General features: G+C 67.4%; 22 protein-coding genes and 1 tRNA gene. 8 read left to right on the forward strand and 15 right to left on the reverse strand.

Annotated elements, in window-relative coordinates:
• Positions 1 to 48: 48 nt before the first annotated feature.
• A tRNA-Ser gene (locus ACYVH8_RS04265) sits at positions 49 to 136 on the forward strand.
• Positions 137 to 253: 117 nt separating this feature from the next.
• Here the strand turns inward: ACYVH8_RS04265 and ACYVH8_RS04270 are convergent.
• From ACYVH8_RS04270 to ACYVH8_RS04295, 6 genes are read right to left on the reverse strand one after another with little or no spacing between them, the layout of a single operon-like run.
• Complete coding sequence (locus ACYVH8_RS04270; RefSeq protein ID WP_460487644.1) at positions 254 to 922, reverse strand: CBS domain-containing protein; 669 nt, start codon at positions 920 to 922, stop codon at positions 254 to 256.
• 57 nt (positions 923 to 979) lie between these two features.
• Complete coding sequence (hemW, locus tag ACYVH8_RS04275) at positions 980 to 2,173, reverse strand: radical SAM family heme chaperone HemW (RefSeq protein ID WP_460487645.1); 1,194 nt, start codon at positions 2,171 to 2,173, stop codon at positions 980 to 982.
• 2 nt (positions 2,174 to 2,175) lie between these two features.
• Positions 2,176 to 2,778, reverse strand: a complete 603-nt coding sequence (gene rdgB / locus ACYVH8_RS04280) for an RdgB/HAM1 family non-canonical purine NTP pyrophosphatase (RefSeq protein WP_460487646.1) — start codon at positions 2,776 to 2,778, stop codon at positions 2,176 to 2,178.
• Complete coding sequence (gene rph, locus ACYVH8_RS04285; protein ID WP_460487647.1) at positions 2,778 to 3,506, reverse strand: ribonuclease PH; 729 nt, start codon at positions 3,504 to 3,506, stop codon at positions 2,778 to 2,780. Before rph ends, rdgB begins: the two co-directional genes overlap by 1 nt.
• 48 nt (positions 3,507 to 3,554) lie before the next feature.
• Positions 3,555 to 4,475: a PP2C family protein-serine/threonine phosphatase gene (locus tag ACYVH8_RS04290; RefSeq protein ID WP_460487648.1), complete on the reverse strand. Its 921-nt coding sequence runs from the start codon at positions 4,473 to 4,475 to the stop codon at positions 3,555 to 3,557.
• Positions 4,472 to 5,482, reverse strand: coding sequence for a serine/threonine protein kinase (locus tag ACYVH8_RS04295; RefSeq protein WP_460487649.1), 1,011 nt, complete (start codon positions 5,480 to 5,482; stop codon positions 4,472 to 4,474). The genes ACYVH8_RS04290 and ACYVH8_RS04295 overlap by 4 nt, the downstream gene beginning before the upstream one ends.
• Positions 5,483 to 5,559: 77 nt before the next feature.
• Here ACYVH8_RS04295 and ACYVH8_RS04300 point away from each other — a divergent pair, with 77 nt between their 5' ends.
• A complete protein-coding gene (locus ACYVH8_RS04300) occupies positions 5,560 to 6,468 on the forward strand; it encodes a YicC/YloC family endoribonuclease (RefSeq protein WP_460487650.1) in 909 nt (302 codons plus the stop codon).
• 22 nt (positions 6,469 to 6,490) lie between these two features.
• Positions 6,491 to 7,264: a fumarylacetoacetate hydrolase family protein gene (locus ACYVH8_RS04305; RefSeq protein ID WP_460487651.1), complete on the forward strand. Its 774-nt coding sequence runs from the start codon at positions 6,491 to 6,493 to the stop codon at positions 7,262 to 7,264.
• Positions 7,265 to 7,274: 10 nt separating this feature from the next.
• On the opposite strand, the gene ACYVH8_RS04310 is transcribed toward ACYVH8_RS04305, so the two are convergent.
• From ACYVH8_RS04310 to hydA, 7 genes are all read right to left on the reverse strand, one after another.
• On the reverse strand, positions 7,275 to 8,669 hold the full coding sequence (locus tag ACYVH8_RS04310; RefSeq protein WP_460487739.1) for an amidase: 1,395 nt from the start codon (positions 8,667 to 8,669) through the stop codon (positions 7,275 to 7,277).
• 18 nt (positions 8,670 to 8,687) lie between these two features.
• Positions 8,688 to 9,725 carry a TRAP transporter substrate-binding protein gene (locus ACYVH8_RS04315; RefSeq protein ID WP_460487652.1) on the reverse strand — a complete coding sequence of 346 codons (1,038 nt, stop codon included), beginning with the start codon at positions 9,723 to 9,725 and terminating at the stop codon, positions 8,688 to 8,690.
• Between the two features lie 44 nt (positions 9,726 to 9,769).
• Positions 9,770 to 11,083 carry a TRAP transporter large permease gene (locus ACYVH8_RS04320; protein WP_460487653.1) on the reverse strand — a complete coding sequence of 438 codons (1,314 nt, stop codon included), beginning with the start codon at positions 11,081 to 11,083 and terminating at the stop codon, positions 9,770 to 9,772.
• Positions 11,080 to 11,694 carry a TRAP transporter small permease subunit gene (locus tag ACYVH8_RS04325; RefSeq protein WP_460487654.1) on the reverse strand — a complete coding sequence of 205 codons (615 nt, stop codon included), beginning with the start codon at positions 11,692 to 11,694 and terminating at the stop codon, positions 11,080 to 11,082. The genes ACYVH8_RS04320 and ACYVH8_RS04325 overlap by 4 nt, the downstream gene beginning before the upstream one ends.
• A gap of 129 nt (positions 11,695 to 11,823) precedes the next feature.
• Positions 11,824 to 12,804, reverse strand: coding sequence for a Bug family tripartite tricarboxylate transporter substrate binding protein (locus tag ACYVH8_RS04330; RefSeq protein WP_460487655.1), 981 nt, complete (start codon positions 12,802 to 12,804; stop codon positions 11,824 to 11,826).
• Between the two features lie 42 nt (positions 12,805 to 12,846).
• Positions 12,847 to 13,590 (reverse strand): aspartate/glutamate racemase family protein, encoded by a 744-nt coding sequence (locus ACYVH8_RS04335; protein WP_460487656.1) that lies wholly within the window; start codon positions 13,588 to 13,590, stop codon positions 12,847 to 12,849.
• Complete coding sequence (gene hydA, locus ACYVH8_RS04340; RefSeq protein WP_460487657.1) at positions 13,587 to 15,008, reverse strand: dihydropyrimidinase; 1,422 nt, start codon at positions 15,006 to 15,008, stop codon at positions 13,587 to 13,589. Before hydA ends, ACYVH8_RS04335 begins: the two co-directional genes overlap by 4 nt.
• Before the next feature lie 281 nt (positions 15,009 to 15,289).
• Between hydA and ACYVH8_RS04345 the strand changes: the two genes are divergently transcribed.
• The 5 genes from ACYVH8_RS04345 to ACYVH8_RS04365 all read left to right on the forward strand — a co-directional run bounded on the left by ACYVH8_RS04345 (position 15,290) and on the right by ACYVH8_RS04365 (position 20,166).
• A complete protein-coding gene (locus ACYVH8_RS04345) occupies positions 15,290 to 16,015 on the forward strand; it encodes a maleate cis-trans isomerase family protein (protein WP_460487658.1) in 726 nt (241 codons plus the stop codon).
• 106 nt (positions 16,016 to 16,121) lie between these two features.
• Positions 16,122 to 16,832: a GntR family transcriptional regulator gene (locus ACYVH8_RS04350; protein ID WP_460487659.1), complete on the forward strand. Its 711-nt coding sequence runs from the start codon at positions 16,122 to 16,124 to the stop codon at positions 16,830 to 16,832.
• A gap of 116 nt (positions 16,833 to 16,948) precedes the next feature.
• Positions 16,949 to 17,569: a guanylate kinase gene (gene gmk / locus ACYVH8_RS04355; RefSeq protein WP_460487660.1), complete on the forward strand. Its 621-nt coding sequence runs from the start codon at positions 16,949 to 16,951 to the stop codon at positions 17,567 to 17,569.
• 33 nt (positions 17,570 to 17,602) lie between these two features.
• A complete protein-coding gene (rpoZ, locus tag ACYVH8_RS04360) occupies positions 17,603 to 17,806 on the forward strand; it encodes a DNA-directed RNA polymerase subunit omega (RefSeq protein ID WP_174251171.1) in 204 nt (67 codons plus the stop codon).
• A gap of 101 nt (positions 17,807 to 17,907) precedes the next feature.
• Positions 17,908 to 20,166: a RelA/SpoT family protein gene (locus ACYVH8_RS04365; protein ID WP_460487740.1), complete on the forward strand. Its 2,259-nt coding sequence runs from the start codon at positions 17,908 to 17,910 to the stop codon at positions 20,164 to 20,166.
• On the opposite strand, the gene greB is transcribed toward ACYVH8_RS04365, so the two are convergent.
• On the reverse strand, positions 20,167 to 20,730 hold the full coding sequence (gene greB / locus ACYVH8_RS04370) for a transcription elongation factor GreB (RefSeq protein ID WP_460487661.1): 564 nt from the start codon (positions 20,728 to 20,730) through the stop codon (positions 20,167 to 20,169).
• An 87-nt stretch (positions 20,731 to 20,817) separates the two neighbouring features.
• Positions 20,818 to 22,032, reverse strand: coding sequence for a DesA family fatty acid desaturase (locus tag ACYVH8_RS04375; RefSeq protein WP_460487662.1), 1,215 nt, complete (start codon positions 22,030 to 22,032; stop codon positions 20,818 to 20,820).
• Between the last annotated feature and the right edge of the window lie 18 nt (positions 22,033 to 22,050).

Raw genomic sequence — 22,050 nt, forward strand, 5'->3', positions numbered from 1 at the left:
ATCACCCTGGCCACACCCTGAGACGCGGGGCATTAGAATTGCACCATCGGAGGCGTGGCAGAGTGGTCGATTGCACCGGTCTTGAAAACCGGCAACGGGCAACCGTTCGTGAGTTCGAATCTCACCGCCTCCGCCAAATCAAAAAGGCCCCATCGGGGCCTTTTTCTTTTTTTCCTGAGCCACAAAAAAAAGAGCCCGACGAATCGAGTTCTTAAGTATTTGCTGAAAAGCCGGCGCTTTCGCCCAATCCCCTTCAACTCCACAAATCCAGCGGCGGATCGTGCACCACAGCCTTCAGGATGTCGCTGCGCGAGATGAAGCCGGCGAGTTGCCCCTCTTCGCTCACCACGGGCAGGCCGGGCAGGCGCGTGTCCAGCAGCACACGCGCCACACGGCGCAGATCCGTGTCTTCGCTGACGGCCGGCACAGGGCTGAGCATCACGGCTGAGACGGGCTCCAGGAGCAGGGCGCGCCAGACCAGGGCCGGGGCGTCGGGCCGGGGCAGGCGCTCCAGATTCAGCAACTCGGCGCGCGTGAGCAGGCCCACGAGTTCACCGACCTGGGACAGCACCGGCGCCTGGCCTATGCCCTGCTGCCCCAGCAGTTGCCAGGCCTGCAGCACCGTCATCTCGGGACCCACGGTCGTGACCTGTCGACTCATGACATCGGCCACACGGCTCAGGGGATGGCGTTCGCCCCCCAGGTGACCGGCCTGGGCGTAGGCGCTGAGGGCGGCACCGGCGGCATGACTGCGGGCTGACACAGGCAACACGGCCTGCTCGGCGCCGCCCAGCACCCCGGTGGCCGGCTCATGCGCCTGCAGGCGGCGCGTGCGCATGGCCGCACGCAGCGCCTCGACGCGCCAGAGGTCTTCCATCGCACCGCGAAAGATACGCCCGCTTTCACCGTAGATCGAGAACATGCGCCTGCCTCCTGCCCTGTCTGTGCGGACTATAGCGGGCAGCGGCCTGCATGACCATCAGGCCGGATCGGGCAGGAACAGGCTTTGCAGGTCGCTCAGAAAGTCGAAGCCCAGCTCGGTCGGCTGCACGCGCTGCAAGTCGCGCGTGATCCAGCCCTTGCGTTCGGCCTCCTCGAGCTGGCGCGCGATGGCCGTGATGGCCAGGCCGGTGCGTTCGCCGAACTCGCCCAGGGCAAAACCCTGGCGCAGGCGCAGGGCGTTGAGCATGAACTCGAAGGGCAGGTCGGTGCGCTTGACTTCTTCTTCCTGCGCGACGGCGTTGCCGGCCAGGGCGCGTTCCATGTACAGACGCGGCTCACGCGTGCGCACCTGGCGCACGATGCGGTGCGCAAAACTGATCTTGCCGTGCGCCCCGGCGCCGATGCCCAGGTAGTCACCGTACTGCCAGTAGTTGAGGTTGTGCCGGCAGTGATGCCCGGCGCGCGCATAGGCCGAGACCTCGTAGCGCTGCAGGCCGGCGGCGGCCGTGCGCTCGGTGATCAGGTCCAGCATGGCGTAGGCCGTGTCGTCCTCGGGAATCTGGGGCGGGTGCTTGGCGAACCAGGTGTTGGGCTCGATGGTCAGGTGGTAGATCGAGAGGTGGGGCGGCGCGAAGGCCAGGGCCTGGTCGACTTCCTGCCGCAGGTCTGCCAGGCTCTGGCCCGGCAGCGCATACATCAGGTCCAGGTTCCAGGTGTCGAAGCTGCGCGCGGCTTCTTCCAGCGCCGCGATGGCCTGGGCGCTGTCGTGCACCCGGCCGATGCGCTGCAGGTGCTCGTCCTTGAAGCTCTGCACGCCCACCGACAGGCGCGTCACACCCGCATCGCGGAAGGCGCGGAAGCGCTCTTTCTCGAAGGTGCCGGGGTTGGCCTCCAGCGTGATCTCGCAGTCGGCCGAAAGCTTGAGGCGCGCGCGGATGTCGGACAGCAGACGTGCGATGGATTCGGGCGCGAACAGGCTGGGTGTGCCGCCGCCCAGGAAGATGCTGTGCACGCTGCGGCCCCAGATCAGCGGCAGCGCACTTTCCAGATCGGCCACCAGGGCGTCGAGGTAACGTTGCTCGGGCAATTCCCCTGCGCGCATCTCATGCGAGTTGAAATCGCAGTAGGGGCACTTCTTCAGACACCAGGGCAGGTGCACGTACAGCGACAACGGCGGCAGGCTGGTGAGCTGCAGCATGCCGGGGCGCAGGTAGTGCTGGATGTCGTGCATGGCTACAGCCAACGCTCCTGCATCAAGGCCACCATGGCCTGGGCGGCGCGGCCACGGTGGCTGTTGGCGTTCTTGACCTCGGTGGGCAACTGGGCGAAGGTTTTCCCGAATTCGGGGAGGTACATCACCGGGTCGAAACCGAAGCCATTTGTGCCCAGGCGTTCACGCGCGATCTCGCCGCTCACGCGGCCCACGGCCACCAGGGGCTCGGGATCGTCCGCCGAACGCAGGGCGACCAGGGTGCTGACCATGGCGGCGCGGCGGTTGCTCACCCCCTGCATCTGCTCAAGCAAAGCGCTCACATTGTTATCGTCACCCTTGGGGTAACCGAACTGCGTGGCGTAGTAGGCCGTGTCCACACCGGGCAGGCCGCCGAAGGCGTCCACGCACAGACCGGCATCGTCGGCCAGGGCCGGCAGGCCGCTGAGTTGGGCGGCATGGCGCGCCTTCGTCAGCGCGTTTTCCAGAAAGGTGCGGTAGGGTTCCTCGGCCTCGGGGATGTTCAGTTCCCCCTGACGCACGAGCTCCAGGCCCAGCGGGGCCAGCATCTCCTGCAGCTCGCGCAGCTTGCCCGGATTGTTGGAGGCGAGGACGATCTTTTTCATCAGGATTTCAGGGCCGCGTCCTGCAATTGCACCAGTTCCTTGACACCCTTCTCGGCCAGGGCCAGCAGGCTGTCCATCTCCCGGCGGCTGAAGGCTGCGCCCTCGGCCGTGCCCTGCACCTCGATGTAATGGCCCGCACCCGTCATCACCACGTTCATGTCGGTGTCGCAGGCCGAGTCTTCGGTGTATTCCAGGTCCAGCAGGGGTGTGCCCTGCACCATGCCGACCGAGATGGCGGCCACGTGGCCGGTGATGGGCGTAGCGGCGAGCTTGCCTGCCGCCAGCAGCTTGCTGATCGCGTCCTGCGCGGCGACAAAGGCCCCCGTGATGGCCGCGGTGCGGGTGCCGCCGTCGGCCTGCAGCACGTCGCAGTCCAGGGTGATGGTGCGCTCGCCCAGCTTCTTCAGGTCGAAGACGGCGCGAAGGGAGCGGCCGATCAGGCGCTGGATTTCCTGCGTGCGGCCGGTCTGCTTGCCGCGCGCGGCCTCGCGGTCGCTGCGGGTGTGGGTGGCGCGCGGCAGCATGCCGTACTCGGCCGTGACCCAGCCCTCGCCGCTGCCCTTCTTGTGCGGCGGCACCCGCTCTTCCACCGAGGCGGTGCACAGCACACGGGTCTGGCCGAACTCGATCAGCACCGAGCCTTCGGCGTGCACGGTGTAGCTGCGCGTGATGCGGACCGGACGCAACTGGTCGGCGGCGCGGCCGCCGCTACGGGAATAAGCACTCATGTTTCGGATCCGGAAAAAGGGAAGAAACAACCGCCGGCGCCAGGCCGCTCAGTTGCTGCGTCGGGCGGCCGTGCGGCGTATGGCTTCGTTGATCTCGGCGATCGAGCGCTCGATGGCCTCGTCGTCCAGGTCTTCGACGAGGGTGTCCACGCCGCTGGCCTGCACGGTGGAGGCAAAGACGCCGTCGTTGATGCTGTCGGTGGTGACGCTGCCGCGGGTTTCCTCGAAGCTGTCGGGGGTTTCCCACTCCATGGCGATCACGGTCACGTTGTCGCTGCCGGCGCCGGCCTTCTCCAGCGCCTTGTCGACCAGGTCGGGCACGGCACGCCCCACCGGCTTGAGGCCGAGGTCATAGGTGATTTCGATGTCGGACAGCGCGCTCCACAGGCCGTCCGAACACAGCAGGATGCGGTCGCTCTGCTGCAGGTTGATCGGCCCCATGACGTCGAAGACCGGGTTGGCGGGGGAACCCAGGCAGGTGAAGAGCACGTTGCGGTTGGTCTTCTCGCCGGTCTTGGCGCCGGGCGGCACCTCGTCCTGGCGCTGTTCCGCATAGGAGTGATCGCGCGTGCGCGCCAGCATCTCGCCGTCGCGCACCATGTACAGGCGCGAGTCGCCGCAATGCACCCAGCACACGCTGTCCCCCTGGACCAGGGCGGCCACGAAGGTGGTGCGCGGCGTGTCCAGCATGTTCTTGCTGGCCGCATAAGACAGGATCTGGCGGTGCGCCAGCAGGATGGACGAGGCCAGGAAGGCCCGCGGGTCCTTGATGCCGACCTTGGTTTCCTGCTGGAAGGCGGCCGAGACCACCTGCAGCGCCAGCTGGGCCGCCACTTCGCCCTCCGGGTGTCCGCCCATGCCGTCGGCCAGCAGGAACAGGGCCGCATCGCGCGTGTAGCAGTAGCCCATGCGGTCTTCGTTGGTGCCGCGTCCGCCCCTGCGACTGACCTGAAAAACGGAGAATTTCATTTGGGTTTGACGGCAACCGCGCCGGTCACGCTTTTGACGCTCTTCTTGGTGTCCGCCACCATGGTGTCGAACTGCAGGCGCATCTTCTCGGCCATGCTGAGCTTGGTGTAACGGCGCTCGCCCTCGCGACTGAGTTCTTTTTGCAGCGCAAAGACAGACTGCGGACGCGACAGGGGGTCGAGCGCCATGGTCCATTCCACCACCTCGATCAGGTTGTCGGAGTAGACGCCGCGCAGGCGCGCCAGCGCGGTGGTCAGGCGGTCCTTTTCCAGGCGCTGCGGCGCCTCGTTGGGCGGGTAACCCTGCATGGCGGCGTAGATGCAGGCGCCGATGGCGTAGATGTCGGTCCAGGGGCCCATGGCGGCATCGCGCCGGTACATCTCGGGCGCGGCGAAGCCGGGCGTGTACATGGGACGGATGAAATTGCCCTCCTTGCTCAGCACTTCGCGCGCGGCGCCGAAGTCGATCAGCACCGAGCGGTTGTCGTCGGTGATGAAGATGTTGGCCGGCTTGATGTCCAGGTGTAGCATCTTGTGCTGGTGCACGATGCGCAGGCCGCGCAGGATCTCGTCGAACAGGGAGCGGATGGTGGACTCGCGGAACACCTTCTGCTGTTTCTGGTCGCGCGCGGTGATGATGAAATCCTGCAGGGACGCCCCTTCCAGGTAGTTCATCACCATGTAGACGGTCTCGTTCTCGCGGAAGAAGTTCAGCACGCTGACCACGGAAGGGTGCGAGATCTGCGCCAGCGAACGGCCTTCCTCGAAGAAGCTCTTGAGGCCCAGACGGTACAGGGACAGTTTTTCGGTACTGACCTGGGGCAGCAACTCGCCGGGCCCTCGGGCCACCAGGGAAGCGGGCAGGTACTCCTTGATGGCGACCTGCTGGCCCTCGGGGTCGATGGCCAGATACACCACACCAAAGCCGCCGGCCGCCACCTTGCGCACGATGCGGTAGCCACCAATCACGGTTTCCGGAGACAGGGGTGCTGGTTTGACCTTGGACATCATTCTGGTGGGGCTACCCCGATGACCGGGCCCAATCCGGTTATTCTCGGGGTCGTTATACAGATCAAGAAATCGCCATGCCAGTTTACAGCATGACCGGCTACGCCAGCGCCCAACAGGGCGCAGGCACCGGCACCGACAGCACCACGGCGCCGGTGCGCCTCGGCCTGGAGATCCGCTCCGTCAACGGCCGCTTCCTGGACTTCAGCCTGCGCCTGTCCGAGGAACTGCGCACCCACGAACCGGCCTTGCGCGAGCTGGTCCAGGGACGGCTCAAGCGCGGCAAGGTCGAGCTGCGTGCCTTCGTCGAATCCACCGTGGCCGGCAACGTGGCCGAGCCCAGCCCGCGCCTGCTGCAGCGCCTCAACGCGCTGCAGGACGGCGTCCAGGCCTGGCTGCCCGATGCCCGAGCCCTGAGCGTGGCCGACATCCTCAAGCTGGCCGCCAGCGAGCAGGGCGGCGCCGGCCAGAACTGGGGCCCGGCCCTTCAGGCCCTGGCGACCCAGGCTCTGGACGAGCTGGTGCAAGCCCGCGCGCGCGAAGGCGCGCGCCTGGCCACCATGCTGCTGGGCCACATCGCCCAGCTGCGCCAACTGGCCACCCAGGCCGGCCCCCTGCTGCCGCAACTGGTGGAGCAGCAACGGCAGCGCTTCCTGGAGCGCTGGCAGGAGGCCATGGCCCTGACCGACGGCGCCACGCCGCCCCAGGCCGCCCAGGAGCGGGCGCTGACCGAGGCCACCGCCTACGCCATCCGCATCGATGTGGCCGAGGAGCTCACGCGCCTGGCCTCGCACCTCGACGAGATCGAACGCCTGATCAGGAAGGGCGGCGAGGTCGGCAAACGCCTGGACTTCCTGATCCAGGAGCTGCACCGCGAGGCCAACACCCTGGGCTCCAAGTCGGCGGCGCTCGACCTGACCCGCATTTCGGTGGACATGAAGGTGCTGATCGAGCAGATGCGCGAACAGGTGCAGAACCTCGAATGACGCCCTGGTCACGCCTGCCGGCATGAACCCGCCGCCCCCCTCCTCCGTGCAGCGCGCCGCCCTGGCGCTCGTGCAGGCCCGTTCGGCATCGACCTTGGTCGATGCCGCCGGCGTGACCTTGTCAGACCCCTTGGAGGCCTATGCCGTGCAGGATGCGGTGGCACAGGCCCTGCGGTGGTTTGCCCCGCGTGCGGCCCCCCACCACTGGAAGTCGGGGGGAGCCCACCGGAACGCCCTCCTCACCCATGCCCCCCTGCCGCCTGCCGGGGTGTGGGCCAGTCCGGCGGATGCCCGCAGCTGGCCGTTTCACCTGCGCGGCATCGAGGCCGAGATCGCCCTGCGCCTGGGCGAGGACGTGGACACCGCGCGCGCGGCCACGTTGGAGGTGGTCTCGGCCACGCGGCTGGTGGACGCGATGACGGTCTCCATCGAACTGGTCGATTCCCGCTGGCAGCAGGGACTGGACGCACCCGCGTTGCACAAGCTGGCCGATCTGCAGTCGCACGCCGCGCTGGTGCTGGGCGAGTGGGTGCCCCTGCATGCGCGCGACTGGCGCACGCAGCGCTGCACGGTGCAGATCGGTGACACGGTGCATCACTTCCAGGGCAGCCACGCCATGAACGATCCGGCTTTCGTGCTCCCGGTCTGGCTGCGCCATGCCACCCGTGCGGGCGCGGTGCTGCCGGCCGGTACGGTCGTCACCACCGGCACCTGGTGCGGCATTCTGTACGCGCAGCCGGGCGACCGGGTCAGCGCGGCGTTCGAGGGTGTCGGTCAGGCCTCGGTGAGGCTCTGAGGCACGGGGTTCACAGGGCCGGCCAGCGGTCGGCCCAGGGCGCGGCCGCCTCGTAGGCGGCGCCCAGGTCCAGCAGCAGATCGTCGCTGCCATAAGCGCCCACCATCTGCATGCCGATGGGCAGGCCCTCCTGCGAGGGCGCCGTGGGCAGGGCCAGCGCGGGCAGGCCGGCGGCGTTGACCCAGCCGGTGTAGATGGCGTGGCCGCGCGGCCCCACCGCCTGACCGTCGATGCGCCGGGGATAAGCCTCGCCCCTGGGCCAGGGCAGCGCCGCCGCCGAGGGCATCACCACCACGTCGAAACGCTCGAACAGCGCCACGCTCTCGCGCCGCAGCTGGCGCACGCGCTCCAGGGTCTGCCACAAGAGCGCCGCGGGCAGTTGACGGCCCTGCTCGGCCATGTCGCGGTATTTCGGGGAAGCCTGGGCCGCCCAGTCCGGATGTTGTTCGAACAGACTGGCCAGGCCGATCTGGCCGATCTGCGGCCAGGCCGTGCTGAAGAAATCCAGGTCCAGCGGCAAAGGGCCGCTTTCGACCGCGTGCCCCAGGGCCGCGAGCCGCGCCGCGCCCGCCGCCACGCTGGCGGCGATCTGCGGGTCCAGCGGCGCGGCGCCCAGGCGCTCCACGTACAACAGCCGCAGGGGGCCGGCACGCCGGGGCTGCGCGGCGGCGTGGGCCGCGGCCAGCGAAAGCCGGTCGGCGGCGGCGGGGCCGCGCATCACCTCGAACAGCAGCCGCGCGTCGGCCACGGTGCGCGCGATCGGGCCGATGATCTCGAAGTCCAGCAGCAGCGAGGGCAGCACATGCTGGCGCGGCACCGCGCCGAGCGTCGGCTTGAGCCCGACCAGCCCGGTATGCGACACCGGCCGGCGGATGGAGCCGCCACCGTCCTGCGCAATGGCCAGCGGCGCGATGCCGGAGGCCACCGCCGCCACCGCGCCGCCGCTGGAGCCCCCGGGCGTCAGCTCGGGGTTCCAGGGGTTGCCGGTGGGGCCGTAGAGGGGGTTGTCGGTGTAGCCCTCGAGCGCGAACTCGGGCACATTGGTCTTGCCCGCGATCAGGGCGCCAGCGGCGCGCGCGCGCGCCACCGCCAGCTCGTCCTCGCCGGTGCGGTGCGCGCGCAGCGCGCGCGTGCCCCAGCTGGTGGGCAGGTCCGCGGTGTAGAGGCTGTCCTTCACCGTCAGCGGGATGCCGTCCAGCGCGGACCGGGGCTCGCCGGCCTGGAAGCGGCGCGTGGCCGCCTGCGCCTCCTGCAGGAAATCCGCGTCGCGTCGCTGCACCACCGCGTTGAGCCTGGGGTTCACCGCCTCCAGCCGCGCCAGGCAGGCCTGCGCCGCCGCCAGCGGCGTGAGGCTGCCGTCGCGGTAGCGCCGCTGCAGTTCCGTGGCGGACAGTTGCCAGAGCATCGGATCCACGGCGCCGGCTTACTTGATGCCGACCACCGGACCCACCACCTGCTTCCAGATGGCCGAGCACTTGTCGTAGGACTTGTCGCACAGTTCGCTCCAGGTCGGCAGCGCCACGGTGGTCAGCGCATCGTGCACCAGCTGGATGTCGGTCGCCTTCACCGGCACGTCCTTCATGGCGTATTTCTTGCCGGTCTTGCAGGGCTCCTTGCCGACGTTGCAGCGCGAAGCGTCCTCGAACAATTCGCGTGAATAAGCCCAGACCTCACCCTCGTATTTCTTGAAGGCGTCGGTGATCTTGCTGCGCTGCTCAGGCGTCAAGGCATTCCACTTGCCCAGATTGATGGCGTAGGCGTTCAAGGCGATCTGGAAGCCGATCGGCATGAAATGCGTCGTCACCTCCGGCCAGCCCGCGGAATTGGCCGAGCTGGGGCCGGTGATGGCGCAGTCGGTCACGCCGCGCTCCAGCGCCTGCTGCGTCTCGCCGAAGGAGATGGTCACGGGGATGCCGCCCAGCTTCTCGATGAACTTGGCCAGCGACTGGTCGTACACGCGCACCTTGAGGCCCTTGAGATCGGCCAGGCCGTTGATCGGCGTCTTGCAGAAGACGACCTGCGGGCCGAAGGGGTAGATGCCCAGCAGCTTGCCGCCGTAGCGGTCCTGCAGGCGCTTGTCGAAGACCTCGCGGTAGGCATCGACCACCTTGCGCGCGGTGTCGTAATCGGTCGACAGGCCCACGATGTCCGGGCCGAGGAAGAAAGGCTCGTCGCGCGACACCTGGGCCAGGCGCAGCGTGACGATGTCGAACAGGCCGGACTTCAGCACCCGCAGGCCGTCGGCGTCCTTCACGCCCAGCACGTCCATGGGTTTGTAGTCGACGTCGATCGAGGTGCCGGTGTTCTTCGCAAAGTTCTCGAAGAAGGGCTGTTCCCGGGTCTGCTGGATCAGGCCGGTGGCAACCAGGTTGCCGGCAGCGCGCAGCTTGAGGTTCTGCGCCTGGGCGCCAAGCGCCAGGCCCAGGGCCGTGGCGCAGAGAACGAACTTGAGGATCTTCATGGCGGATTTCCTTTCGGTGGGAGGGGGGACGGGGGTGAGCATGGCTAGCCGCGGCTGCCGAACATCAGGTTGGGCAGGAAGGTGGCGATCGAGGGGAAATGGATCAGGATGGCGGTCATCAGGATCATGGCCACGAGGAAGGGCAGGGTGCCCTGGAACACCTCGTTGATGCTGCCTTCGCCGCGCACGCCCTGGATCACGTACAGCGTCATGCCGATCGGCGGGCTGAGCAGCGAGAGCTCGCACATCAGCACCATGAAGACGCCGAAGAAGACCGGGTCGATGCCGGCGGCCTGGGTGATGGGGAACACCACCGGCAGCGTGCCCACCATCATCGGCATCGTTTCCAGCGCCACGCCGAGGACCACGTACATGACCGCCAACACCCACAGCAGGAGCAGCGGCGACACGTCCATCGACTTGATCAGGCTGGCCAGCGACTGCGGCACGCCCAGCATGGACAGCACGAAGTTCAGGTACAGCGCCGCGACCAGGATCAGCGCCGTCATGGCCGTCAGGCGCAGGGTCGAGCGGAAGCATTCATGCAGCATGGGGATGCTGAGCTTGCGGTAGGCGGCGGCGACCGGCAGACAGACGATCACGCCCAGGGCGGCGCTCTCGGTCACCGTGGCCCAGCCGGTGTAGATGCCGCCCATCACCACGCCGAACACCCCCAGCGGGCCCAGCAGGTGCACCGAGTGCTTGAGACGCTGACTCCAGCTGACGCTGCCCTCGGGCTTGCCGGCCATGGCCGGGCGCCAGACGCAGACCGCCAGGATGGTCAGCAGAAACAGCACGGTCATGATGGCGCCCGGCACGATGCCCGCCATGTACAGGCGCGAGGCCGAGGTGTTGGTCATCGAGCCGTAGATGATGAAGGCCACCCCGGGCGGGATCAGGTTGCCCAGGCTGGCGCCGGCGGCAATCGACCCCAGCACCATGCGCTGGTCATAACCACGGTTCTTGAAGGCCGGCAGCGCCACCGTGGAAATGGTGGCGGCGGTCGCCACCGAGGAGCCCGACACCGCCGAGAACAGCGCGGAGGCGCCGATGTTGGTGTGCAGCAGGCCGCCCGGCAGGCGCTTGAGCCAGTCGGCCAGCGACTGGTACATCTTGTCGGTGGCGCCGCCGCGCATCAGGATCTCGCCCAGCAGGATGTACAGCGGGATCGACAGCAGCAGGTAGTCATCGCCGGCGGCCCAGAGCTGCTCGCCCAGGGCGTTGAAGGCCGGCATGCCGAAATACGACAGCGCGCCCACCATGCCCACCACCAGCATGGTGGTGGCCACGTGCACGCCAACGAACATCAGGCCCAGCATCAGGGCCAGGCCGGCCAGAATTTCCCAGGGGCTGATCATGATGGCGCTCCCGCCGCATGCGGCTGCAGGTGAAGTTCGGTCTCGGCCTCGATCTCTTCTTCCAGCGTCTGCGGGCCGAAGCGTGCGTTCAGTTCGTCCCGATCGCCGCGCAGGAACAGCCGCAGCGCATCCCAGGCGGCCCAGGCGGCCACCACGGCAAACAGCACATAACCGGCCAGCCAGACCGACTGCGGCAGCCACATCGGCGTGGCCAGCGGGGTCGAGGCGGTGGCCTTGAAGTCGATGCTTTCCAGCACCACATGCAGGCCGCGCCACAGGCACACCCCGGCCAAGGCCGCCAGGCTCAGGATGGCCACCAGGTTCAGCAGCGACTGCAGGCGCGGCGAAAAGCGCGACAGCAGGAAATCGACCCGGGTGTGGCTGCGGCTGACCAGCGCATGCGCGAAGCCCACGCTGCCGACCACCGCGTAGGTGTAGGAGCCGACCTCGTCGACGCCCTGCAGGCTGAAACCCAGGACCTTGCGGCCCAGCATCTCGATGCAGGTGACGATGCTCAGCCCGATCAGCCACCAGCCGCAGGCCAGCGCGGCGGTGTCGGTGAGGCCTGCCATGGTGCGGCTGACCCGGCCCGGGGGCAGCAGCGTCTTCATGAGGCACCGCCTGCCGACGCGCCGGGCCGTCGGGTAGGGGCACGGAGACAAGGGGTGTTCATGGTGATGGCTCCTGGTGTTGGTTGAAAGAGTGGGGAGAAATCGGTCGAAAAAAATCGGAGGGGCCGCTCAGGTGTCGATCGAGACCTTGGCGTCCTTCGCCACCTTGGCCCATTTGGCGATCTCGACGCGGATGAACTCGCCGTAGCGCTCGACCGAGCCGCCACCGTCCTCGACGCCGAAGGTGTCGAACTTTTCGTCCACGTCGGGCATGGCCAGCACCTTGTTCACGTCCTCGTTGATGCGCCGCGCCAGTGCCGCGGGCAGCTTGGCCGGGCCCGAGATGCCGTACCAGTTCATGGTCTCGAACTCCGGGAAGCCCTGCTCCTGCATGGTCGGCAGGCCGGGATAGGCCTTGGAGCGCTTGGCACGGGTCTGCGCCAGCGCCACGACCCGGCCGTTCTTCAGGTGCGGCGTGGCCGCCGTCATGGTCTCGAAGGTGAAGTGGATCTGGCCGCCGATCAGGTCGGTCAGCAAGGGGCCGCTGCCCTTGTAGGGCACGTGCAGCGCATCGACCCCCGCCTGCAGCTTGAACTTCTCGATCGCGAAGTGCTGGATCGTGCCGGGACCGGCCGAGCCGAAGCTGATGGCCCCGGGCCGGGCCTTGCACAGCGCGACCACCTCCTTGACCGACTTGGTCGGACTGGCCGCGCTGGTGATCAGCACATTGGGCGTGACGCCGAGCAGCACCACCGGCGTGAAGTCGCGCTCGGGGTGGTAGCGCAGCTTGGGCTGCACGGCCGGTGCCAGCGCCTGGCTGTTGATGGTGCTCAGGAACAGCGTGGTGCCGTCACCCGACTGCTGGGCCACATACTCGGCCGCCAGGGTGCTGGAGGCACCGGGACGGTTCTCGACGATGACCTGCTGGTTCCACAGCGTGCCGAGTTTTTGCGCGACCACGCGGCCCAGCGCGTCGGCGCCGCCACCGGGCGGAAAGCCGACCACCAGGCGGATCGGACCGCCGGGCAGGGACTGTGCCCGCAGGCTCGGCGCGCCCAGCGCGGCCACGGTGGCTGCGCCGGCAGCCTGGATCAATTGACGTCTTTGCATGGTATATCTCCGTTGGGTTCGAGGTTGTTTGGGAAGCAGGCTTCAGCGCGGCCGCAGCAGCGCCTCGATCGCGGGCGGCAGGCCGCGCTGGGGTTTCTCGGGCGGCGGGGCGAAGCTGCCGCGCCGCGCCTGGCCGGGCTGCAGGGCCACCAGGGTCTCGGCATGGCGCACGGCGCTGGACACGCCGTCCACCACCGGCACCGGCAGCTGGCCCTTGAGCGAGCGCGCCAGGCCTGCCAGCGGCGCGCCGGCCAGCACGATCACCTCGGCGCCGTCCTCGTCGACGGCACGCTCGGCCAGCGCCTTGAGCGCCTGTGCATGCTCGTCCTGCACGCCGCCGATGCTGGCCAGCGGCCGATCCAGCGCACGGATGCTGGCCAGGCGCGAGCCGAAGCCGTAGCTGTCCACCACTTCGCGGTACCAGGCCTGGATGCGCTGCGAGATGGCGATGATGGAAATGCGGTGGCCCAGCAGATGCGCGCTGGCCAAGGCCGCTTCGGTCAGGCCCGTCACCGGCACCGGCAGCGCCTCGCGCAGGCCGCCCAGGCCGGGGTCGCCGAAGGCCGCCACCACGACGGCGTCGAAACGCGCGTGGTGTTCGGCCGCCAGCTGGGCTGTCGCATAGGCGCCGATCAGGGATTCGAAGCGGGTCTCGATATAGGCCACACCGAAGGGCGCGGTCAGCACTTCGATCTCGGTGCCCGGCGCGGCGCTGCGCCGGGCTTCCGCGCGGATGAGCTCGGACACGCTGTCCGAAATGTTCGGATTGATCAGCAGGAGCTTCATGCGGACCTCCTGGGCAACAGGGAAGGCGGGCCGCAGCGCAGGAAACGGCCCCGGCCGGCGCGCGGATGGAAGTTCTGGCCGTCCCACACCACCTCGCCGCCGATCAGCGTCATGGCGGGCCAGGCCCGCAGACGCATGCCTTCGTAAGGCGTGTAATCCACGGCATGGTGCAGGTCGGCGTTGCGCAGCACGCGCTCGCCCTCCCCCCAGATCACCAGGTCGGCGTCGGCGCCGATGGAAATGCTGCCCTTGCGCGGGTGCAGGCCGTAGGCCTTGGCCGGCTGGGTCGCCGTCAGCTCCACGAACTTCTCCAGCGTGATGCGCCCGCCCAGCACCCCTTCGGAATACAGCAGGGGCATGCGGGTCTCGATGCCCGGGATCCCGTTGGGGATGTGGCGAAAGGCCACCTCCTCGCCGCCGGGCTTCTTGCCTTCGGGCGAGTCGTATTTGAAGGGCGCATGGTCGGACGAGAAGACGGTGAACAGCCCGTCGTTGAGCGCGTCCCAGATCACCTGCTGATTGGAGGCATCACGCGGCGGCGGGCTGCACACGCAGCGCGCGCCCTGGTAGCTGTCGTCGATGCCCAGGTCGGCCGCAGTGAGGAAGAGGTACTGCGGGCAGGTCTCGGCAAACACCTTGAGCCCGTGCGCGCGCGCCCAGCGGATCTGCTCCACCGCCTCGCGACCGGAGACATGCACGATGAGGATGGGCACGTCCACCAGCTCGGCCAGCGAGATCGCGCGGTGCGTGGCCTCGCGCTCCACCAGCATCGGCCGCGCGTGCGCATGAAAGCGCGGGGCGGTGCGGCCGGCCGCCTCCAGCCGCTTGGTGAGCCACTCGATGGCGTCGGCATTCTCGGCATGGACCATCGCCATGGCGCCCTGCTGGCGCGCCACGGCCAGCACATCCAGAATCTGGCCGTCGTCGAGCTTGAGGTCGTCGTAGGTCATGTAGATCTTGAACGAGGTGTAGCCCTCGGCGATCAGCGCCGGCAGCTCCTCGCTCAAGACCTGCGGGGTGGGATCGCTCACGATCAGGTGGAAGGCGTAGTCCACATGGGCCCTGCCGTCCGAACGGCGGTGGTAATCATTCACCGCGGCACGCAAGGACTGCCCCTTCTCCTGCGCGGCAAAGGGAATCACGGTGGTCGTGCCGCCGCAGGCCGCGGCCCGGGTGCCGGTGTCGAAATCGTCCGCCATGCGCAGCGGCGCCGGCATGGGCTGGTCCAGGTGGCAGTGGGCGTCCACACCGCCCGGGGTCACCACGCGGCCGGCCGCATCGATCTCGCAGGCGCCCGCTGCCAGGCCCCGGCCCAGACTCACGATGCGGCCATCGCGCACACCGATGTCGGATTCGAACACGTCGCTCGCCGTGGCCACACGGGCCTGGCGCACCACCAGGTCGAAATGCTCAGGCATGAGGCACTCCCGCACCCGCTTGGGGCATGGCCACAAACTTTTTGTCGACAATAGAGTTAACAATACTCACAACGATAGTCATCAAGATAATCCTCGATCAATCTAGCAATTTGCGCGCCAACTTTGCACACGGGCATCGATCAAAATGTCGATAAACAAATCATCATTTGTTTTTAATTTGTCGACATTGGTGTTTACACTAGTGTCGACTATATTTAAAAAAGCCATCATGAATACACTGGCAGGCTGGATACCGCCACCGCCTTCATTCAGGAGTTCCCATGTCCCCCACCCTGCGCCTGGGCGTGCTCACCCCCTCGTCCAACACGGCCCTGGAGCCACTCACCTGCGCCATTGCATCGAGCATGAAAAATGTCAGCGCCCACTTTTCAAGATTCCGGGTGACCGAGATCTCGCTGCAGCCCAAGGCACTCGGGCAGTTCGATGACGCCAATATCCTGGCCGCCGCCGAACTGCTGGCCGATGCCCGGGTGGACGTGATCGGCTGGAGCGGGACGGCCGCCGGCTGGCGCGGTTTTGACACCGACCAGCAGCTGGTCGAGCGCATCCACGCGCGCACCGGACGACGCGCCAGCACCGCCGTGCTGGCGCTCAACGAGCTGCTGGCCTTGCGCGGCATCGAGCGGCTGGCGCTGGTGACCCCTTACACCGGCGACGTGCAGCAACGCATCGTGGCGAATTACCGCGCCATCGGCGTGGAGGTGGTGGCCGAACGTCACCTGGGCATCAGCGTCAACCATGACTTCGCACTGGTCACGCCCGAGACGCTGCAGGGACTGATGCGCGAGGTCGCGGCGGCCCGGCCTCAGGCCATCGTCACCTACTGCACCAACCTGCGCGCGGCGCAATTGGCGCCCGCGGTGGAGGCGGAGCTGGGCATTCCCCTGCTGGACACGGTAAGCACCACCGTATGGGGCATGCTGCGGGCCGCGGGCGCCAATCCGGCGCAGGTGAGCGGCTGGGGGCAGCTGTATGGCTGGCGCTGATGAGCACCCCCGGGGGTGCGCCGGGCATCAGAAGCAGCACGCCGATAGAATGCCTGGCGACAGTCGTGTCGACACTTCGTCGCCCCTGTCCCACCTGAACCCCACCATGCCACGCACTGCGAAATCCGCGCTGCCCGCCGCTCGCCTGGAGCGCGAAAAAGCCAATGACGAGATCTACGAGAAGATCTACATCGCCATCCTGGAACATCGCCTGCACCCCGGCACCAAGCTGGGCGAAGACCGGCTGGCCAGCATCTTCGACGTCAGCCGCGCCCGCGTGCGCGAAGTGCTGGCGCGCCTGGCCCATGAACAGATCGTGGACCTGTTCCCGCAGCGCGGTGCCTTCGTGGCCAAGCCCACGCCCGAACAGGCCATGGACGTGTTCGAGGCGCGCCGCCTGATCGAACCGGCGGTGATGCGCCGCCTGATCACCACGCTCACCCCCGACAAGATAGCGCGCCTGCGCCAGCACCAGGAACTGGAGCAGGACGCGCGCCGCCGCGACGACCGCCGTGCCGTGGTTCGCCTGTCGGGTGAATTCCACCAACTGCTGGCCGAGCTGGCCGGAAACTCGGCGCTGGCGCGCAGCCTGCGCGAACTCTCGACCCTGACCTGCCTGATCATCTTCCTTTATGACGCACCCACGGCCATCAGCTGCCGCGCCGACGAGCATTCGGACATCATCGAGGCGATATCCAAGCGCAATTCCCATCTCGCCGAGAAACTGATGCTGGAGCATCTGGACCACATCGAGAAAAGCCTGTCGCTGGACACCTCGCCCGTGGAGATCGATCTGGAGGCGGTGTTCCGCGACTGAGCACCGACACCGGGGAGCCCCATCGGCGGTGTTTTGCGGGCGTGCCGCGGGCCTGGCCGGTCTGGAGCGATGCAGAACCTAGAATAGCGCCCACACCACGTCATCGCCCGAGCCCCATGGACCATCCCGGCAATCTTTACGTCATCGCCGCCCCCAGCGGGGCCGGCAAGTCCAGCCTGGTCAAGGGCCTGCTGGCGCAGGACGCCCGGCTGCAGCTCTCGGTCTCGCACACCACCCGCGCGCCGCGCGGGCAGGAGCAGAACGGGCGCGAGTACTACTTCGTCTCGCCCGCCGCCTTTGATGCCATGGTCCGGGCCGACGCCTTCGTCGAATGGGCCCATGTGCACAGCCAGCGCTACGGCACCTCGCGCCAGGCCATCGAGGACAAGATCCGCGCGGGCGCCGACATCGTGCTGGAAATCGACTACCAGGGCGCCATGCAGATCAAGAAGCTGTTCCCGGACGCCGTCACCATCTTCATCCTGCCCCCGAGTTGGGAGGAACTGCGCGCCCGGCTGGTCAAGCGCGGCGAGGACGCCGCCGAAGTCATCGCCCTGCGCCTGGAAAATGCCGCCGCCGAGATGGCCCAGGCTCCGAAATTCGATTTCGTTATAATCAACGACTTGTTCGAGCGCGCGCTGGCCGACCTTCAATTGGTCGTCAATGCCCAGCGGCTGCGGTACCCGGCCCAGCGCCGGGCCCGGCCCGACACCTTCCAGGCGCTGCGCCTGCCCTGATGCCGGATTCTCCCGGTCCACTGGAGTTAATACATGGCCCGTATCACCGTCGAAGACTGCCTGCAGCAGATCCCCAACCGCTTTCAGCTCGTGCTGGCCGCGACCTACCGCGCCCGCATGCTCAGCCAGGGCCACGCGCCCAAGATCGAGAGCAAGAACAAGCCGGGCGTGACCGCCCTGCGCGAGATCGCTGAAGGCAAGATCGGTTTGGAGATGCTCAAGAAGGTTCCGGTCTGAGACGACCCCCGCCTGCCCCCATAAAAGCACCGTCCGCGGTGCTTTTTTCTCGCCCGGACACAGGGCTGGCCGCGGCACTATATATTCAGGGGGTGAGTACCCTGCTCCCTACCCCTTCTGCCGCACCGCCTGCCCCCGGTCTGCCTGAACTGGCCGACCCGGCGGCAGCCAATGCCGCCGCGGCGAGCTTCGCGAGCCTCACCGCCCGTCTGGACTACCTCTCGCCCGCGGACCTCGAGCAAGTACGCCAGGCCTACCGCTTCGCCGACGAAGCCCACCTGGGCCAGTTGCGCAACAGCGGCGAACCCTATATCACCCACCCCATCGCCGTGGCCGCCCAGTGCGCCGAGTGGAAACTCGACGCCCAGGCCCTGATGGCCGCCCTGCTGCACGATGCACTGGAAGACTGTGGCGTGAGCAAGGTCGAACTGATCGAGCGTTTCGGCTCCCCCGTGGCCGAACTGGTGGACGGCCTGACCAAGCTCGACAAGCTGCAGTTCAACACGCGCGAGGAAAGCCAGGCCGAATCCTTCCGCAAGATGCTGCTGGCCATGGCGCGCGACGTGCGCGTCATCCTGATCAAGCTGGCCGACCGCAGCCACAATATGCGCACCCTGGCCGACGTGCCGCGCGCCAAGTGGGCGCGGATCGCCTCGGAAACCCAGGAGATCTACGCCCCCATCGCCTACCGCCTGGGCCTGAACCAGGCCTACCGCGAACTGCAGGATCTGTCCTTCCGCCACCTGCACCCCTGGCGCCATGTCATCCTCGAAAAGGCGCTGGAGCGCGCCCGCAACCGCCGCCGCGACCTGATCCAGAAAGTGCGCAAGGAGGTCGAGGCCGCCTTTGACACGACAGGTATGTCCGTACGCATCGGCGGGCGCGAGAAGACGCTTTATTCCATCTACCGCAAGATGGACGAGAAGCACCTGAGCTTCGCGCAGATCAGCGACATGTACGGTTTCCGCCTGCTCGTACCCAGCCAGGCCGACTGCTACACGGCCCTGGGCACGCTGCACCAGATCTACAAACCGGTTCCAGGCAAATTCAAGGACCATATCGCCATCCCCAAGCTCAACGGCTACCAGTCCTTGCACACCACGCTGATCGGCCCTTCGGGCGTGAACATCGAGTTCCAGATCCGCACCGAGGCCATGCACGTGGTGGCCGAATCGGGCGTGGCCGCGCACTGGCTCTACAAGGCCAACGAACCCGAGAGCCCCACCACCGCACGCCTGGGCGCCCAGTGGCTGCAATCCCTGCTGGACATCCAGCACGAGACGCGCGACGCCGCCGAGTTCTGGGACCATGTCAAGGTGGACCTGTTCCCCGACGCGGTCTACGTCTTCACGCCCAAGAGCAAGATCATGGCGCTGCCGCGCGGCGCCACCGTGGTCGACTTCGCTTACGCCATCCACAGCGACATCGGCGACCGCACCATGGCCGCACGCATCAACGGTCAGCAGGTGCCGCTGCGCACCGAGCTCAAGAACGGCGACGTGGTCGAGGTCGTCACCGCGCCCGTCTCGGCGCCCAACCCGGCCTGGCTGAGTTTTGTGCGCACCGGCCGGGCGCGCTCCAAAATCCGCCATCACCTCAAGACCCTGGAACAGACCGAATCCGAAGGGCTGGGCGAAAAACTGCTGCTGCAGGCGCTGCGTGCCGAGGGGATCGAACGCTTCCCCACCGACGACGACGGCGCACGCGCCGGCATCTGGGACAAGCTGCTGCGCTTCACCGGCAGCCGCAACCGGGCCGAACTGCTGGTCGACATCGGACTGGGCAAGCGCATTGCCGGCATCGTCGCCAAGCGCATGGCCACCCTGCTGGCCGAAAGCGGCGAAAAGCCCGATGCCGTGCTGATGAGCCGCGAACGGTTCAATGCCGAAGCGTCCGGGCACAACACCGTCATCGTGGACGGCAGCGAAAACGCCTCGGTCCAGTACGCCAGCTGCTGCCGCCCCATCCCGGGCGACACCATCGTCGGTTACCTGGGCCGCGGCGAAGGGCTGGTGGTGCACGCCGAAGACTGCGCCGTGGCCCGCAAGCTGCGCAACAAGGACAGCGAGCGTTTCATCGGCGTGGAGTGGTCGGACGAACCGGCCCGCGCTTTCGAGACCGGCATCGTGGTCACGGTCAACAACGGCAAGGGTGTGCTGGCGCGTGTGGCCTCGGCCCTGGCCGCCTCGGAAGCCGACATCATCCACATCGACATGGGCCAGGAAGCGGCCCAGGAAACCACCGACCTGCGCTTTGTCATCGCCGTGCGCGACCGCCAGCACCTCGCCACGGCCCTGCGCAACCTGCAGCGCACGTCCTCGGTGCTGCAGGCGCGACGCAGCACCACTGCGCCCGATTGATCAGCGCGCCGCAACCGGCGCCGGATACTGCACCGCCAGCACCTCGATCTCCTCCACCCCGGCCGGGGTCACCAGCCTGAGAACATCCCCCACACGCGCCTTGAGCAGGGTGCGCGCCACCGGCGCCACCCAGCTGACCTGGCCTTGCAGGCTGTCGGCTTCGTCGATGCCCAGGATGGTGATGGTGCGGACCAGGCCGGCCTGGTCCGCATAGGTGGTCGTCGCGCCGAAGAAAACCTGGTCGCTGCCATGGTGCACGCCGGGGTCCGTGACCTCGGCGATCTCCAGGCGCTTGGTCAGGAAGCGGATGCGCCGGTCGATCTCGCGCAGACGCTTTTTGCCGTAAAGGTAGTCGCCATTCTCCGAACGGTCGCCATTGCCGGCCGCCCAGTGCACGATCTCCACCACCTTGGGCCGCTCCTCGTCGATCAGCGCCATCAACTCGGCACGCAGGCGGGCATAACCGTCAGGTGTGATGTAGTTCTTGCCGCCAGCCGGCAGGGCGGGCAGTTGCGCCTCGTCGTCCTCGTCGTTGTCGGATTCGCGGGTAAAGGCTTTGCTCATGGCATCGTCCTGTGGGCCAGAAATGGTACGGGCAAAAGAAAAAGCCCGCACACGGCGGGCTTCATCAGGGAGAAGGGGGAGAAGGCTTTACGCCCGCGCCATCCGCAACTTCATCGAGAACTCCTGCAGCGCAGCAATGCCGCTCTCTTCAGCGCGGTGGCACCAGGCCTGTAGATTGGCCAGCAGTTGCTCGCGCGAGAGCGAGGTGTTCAGCCAGAGCTGGCGCAGTTCTTCACGCATGGTGACCATCTTGTCCAGCACCGGGGAGGCGGCACGGGCCTTGGCCAGTTCGGGAACCACGGTAGCTGGCACCTTGTCTTCGTCGCGGTGCAGCCAGCGGGCGGCTGCCTTGACCACGGCGGTGTCAGCCGTGCGGGCCTTGAGCACCGCCACTTCATGCTGGAAGGCACGCTGCATGCCGGCGGCGTAGCCCGCCATGATCTCGTAGCGGTTGGCGATCAGGGCCTCGAGGGTCTTGTCGTCGGCCACCGGCTTGATGTCGCCCAGGGCCAGCTTGGGCGCGGTCTTCTTGACCTTGGCCAGGCCCATGGCGCTCAGGATGCTGATGTAGAGCCAGCCGATGTCGAATTCATAGGGCTTGACCGACAGCTTGGCCGAGGTCGGGTAGGTGTGGTGGTTGTTGTGCAACTCCTCACCGCCGATGATGATGCCCCAGGGCGAGATGTTGGTGCTGGCGTCGGGCGCCTCGAAGTTGCGATAACCCCAGTAGTGGCCGATGCCGTTGATGATGCCGGCCGCGGTGATCGGGATCCAGGCCATCTGCAGGGCCCACACGGCGGCACCGGCGGCGCCGAAGAGCATCAGGTCGATGATGAGCATCACGCCCACACCCTGCCAGGAATAGCGGGTGTAGAGATTGCGCTCGATCCAGTCGTCCGGGGTGCCGTGGCCGAAACGGGCCATGGTTTCCTGGTTCTTGGCTTCGGCGCGATACAGCTCGGAGCCTTCGAAGAAGACCTTCTTGATGCCGTAAACCTGCGGGCTGTGCGGGTCTTCGGCCTGCTCGCACTTGGCGTGGTGCTTGCGGTGAATGGCGGCCCATTCCTTGGTCACCATGCCGGTCGTCAGCCACAGCCAGAGACGGAAGAAGTGCGAGGGAATGGCGTGCAGGTCCAGCGCGCGGTGCGCCTGGTGGCGGTGCAGGAAGATAGTGACGCTGGCGATCGTGACGTGGGTCAGAGCCAGGGCGACCAGAACGATCTGCCACCAGCTCAGGCCCAGCAGGCCGTGTGCAAGCCAGTCAACGGCCGCATTCAGCACAGCCCAGTCAGGTAAGAACATAGAAGTCTCTCAACGTAG

The organism is Curvibacter fontanus, from assembly GCF_054780335.1.

Coding starts and splice junctions, on each gene's coding strand:
- ACYVH8_RS04350 (WP_460487659.1), top strand. CDS start 16,122: ATGCCACGCACTGCGAAATCCGCGCTGCCCGCCGCTCGCCTGGAGCGC.
- hemW (WP_460487645.1), bottom strand. CDS start 2,173: ATGCACGACATCCAGCACTACCTGCGCCCCGGCATGCTGCAGCTCACC.
- gmk (WP_460487660.1), top strand. CDS start 16,949: ATGGACCATCCCGGCAATCTTTACGTCATCGCCGCCCCCAGCGGGGCC.
- ACYVH8_RS04315 (WP_460487652.1), bottom strand. CDS start 9,725: ATGAAGATCCTCAAGTTCGTTCTCTGCGCCACGGCCCTGGGCCTGGCG.
- ACYVH8_RS04310 (WP_460487739.1), bottom strand. CDS start 8,669: ATGCTCTGGCAACTGTCCGCCACGGAACTGCAGCGGCGCTACCGCGAC.
- ACYVH8_RS04325 (WP_460487654.1), bottom strand. CDS start 11,694: ATGAAGACGCTGCTGCCCCCGGGCCGGGTCAGCCGCACCATGGCAGGC.
- ACYVH8_RS04320 (WP_460487653.1), bottom strand. CDS start 11,083: ATGATCAGCCCCTGGGAAATTCTGGCCGGCCTGGCCCTGATGCTGGGC.
- ACYVH8_RS04295 (WP_460487649.1), bottom strand. CDS start 5,482: ATGTCCAAGGTCAAACCAGCACCCCTGTCTCCGGAAACCGTGATTGGT.
- ACYVH8_RS04330 (WP_460487655.1), bottom strand. CDS start 12,804: ATGCAAAGACGTCAATTGATCCAGGCTGCCGGCGCAGCCACCGTGGCC.
- greB (WP_460487661.1), bottom strand. CDS start 20,730: ATGAGCAAAGCCTTTACCCGCGAATCCGACAACGACGAGGACGACGAG.
- ACYVH8_RS04345 (WP_460487658.1), top strand. CDS start 15,290: ATGTCCCCCACCCTGCGCCTGGGCGTGCTCACCCCCTCGTCCAACACG.
- ACYVH8_RS04270 (WP_460487644.1), bottom strand. CDS start 922: ATGTTCTCGATCTACGGTGAAAGCGGGCGTATCTTTCGCGGTGCGATG.
- rdgB (WP_460487646.1), bottom strand. CDS start 2,778: ATGAAAAAGATCGTCCTCGCCTCCAACAATCCGGGCAAGCTGCGCGAG.
- rph (WP_460487647.1), bottom strand. CDS start 3,506: ATGAGTGCTTATTCCCGTAGCGGCGGCCGCGCCGCCGACCAGTTGCGT.
- ACYVH8_RS04290 (WP_460487648.1), bottom strand. CDS start 4,475: ATGAAATTCTCCGTTTTTCAGGTCAGTCGCAGGGGCGGACGCGGCACC.
- ACYVH8_RS04375 (WP_460487662.1), bottom strand. CDS start 22,032: ATGTTCTTACCTGACTGGGCTGTGCTGAATGCGGCCGTTGACTGGCTT.
- ACYVH8_RS04300 (WP_460487650.1), top strand. CDS start 5,560: ATGCCAGTTTACAGCATGACCGGCTACGCCAGCGCCCAACAGGGCGCA.
- ACYVH8_RS04335 (WP_460487656.1), bottom strand. CDS start 13,590: ATGAAGCTCCTGCTGATCAATCCGAACATTTCGGACAGCGTGTCCGAG.
- rpoZ (WP_174251171.1), top strand. CDS start 17,603: ATGGCCCGTATCACCGTCGAAGACTGCCTGCAGCAGATCCCCAACCGC.
- hydA (WP_460487657.1), bottom strand. CDS start 15,008: ATGCCTGAGCATTTCGACCTGGTGGTGCGCCAGGCCCGTGTGGCCACG.
- ACYVH8_RS04305 (WP_460487651.1), top strand. CDS start 6,491: ATGAACCCGCCGCCCCCCTCCTCCGTGCAGCGCGCCGCCCTGGCGCTC.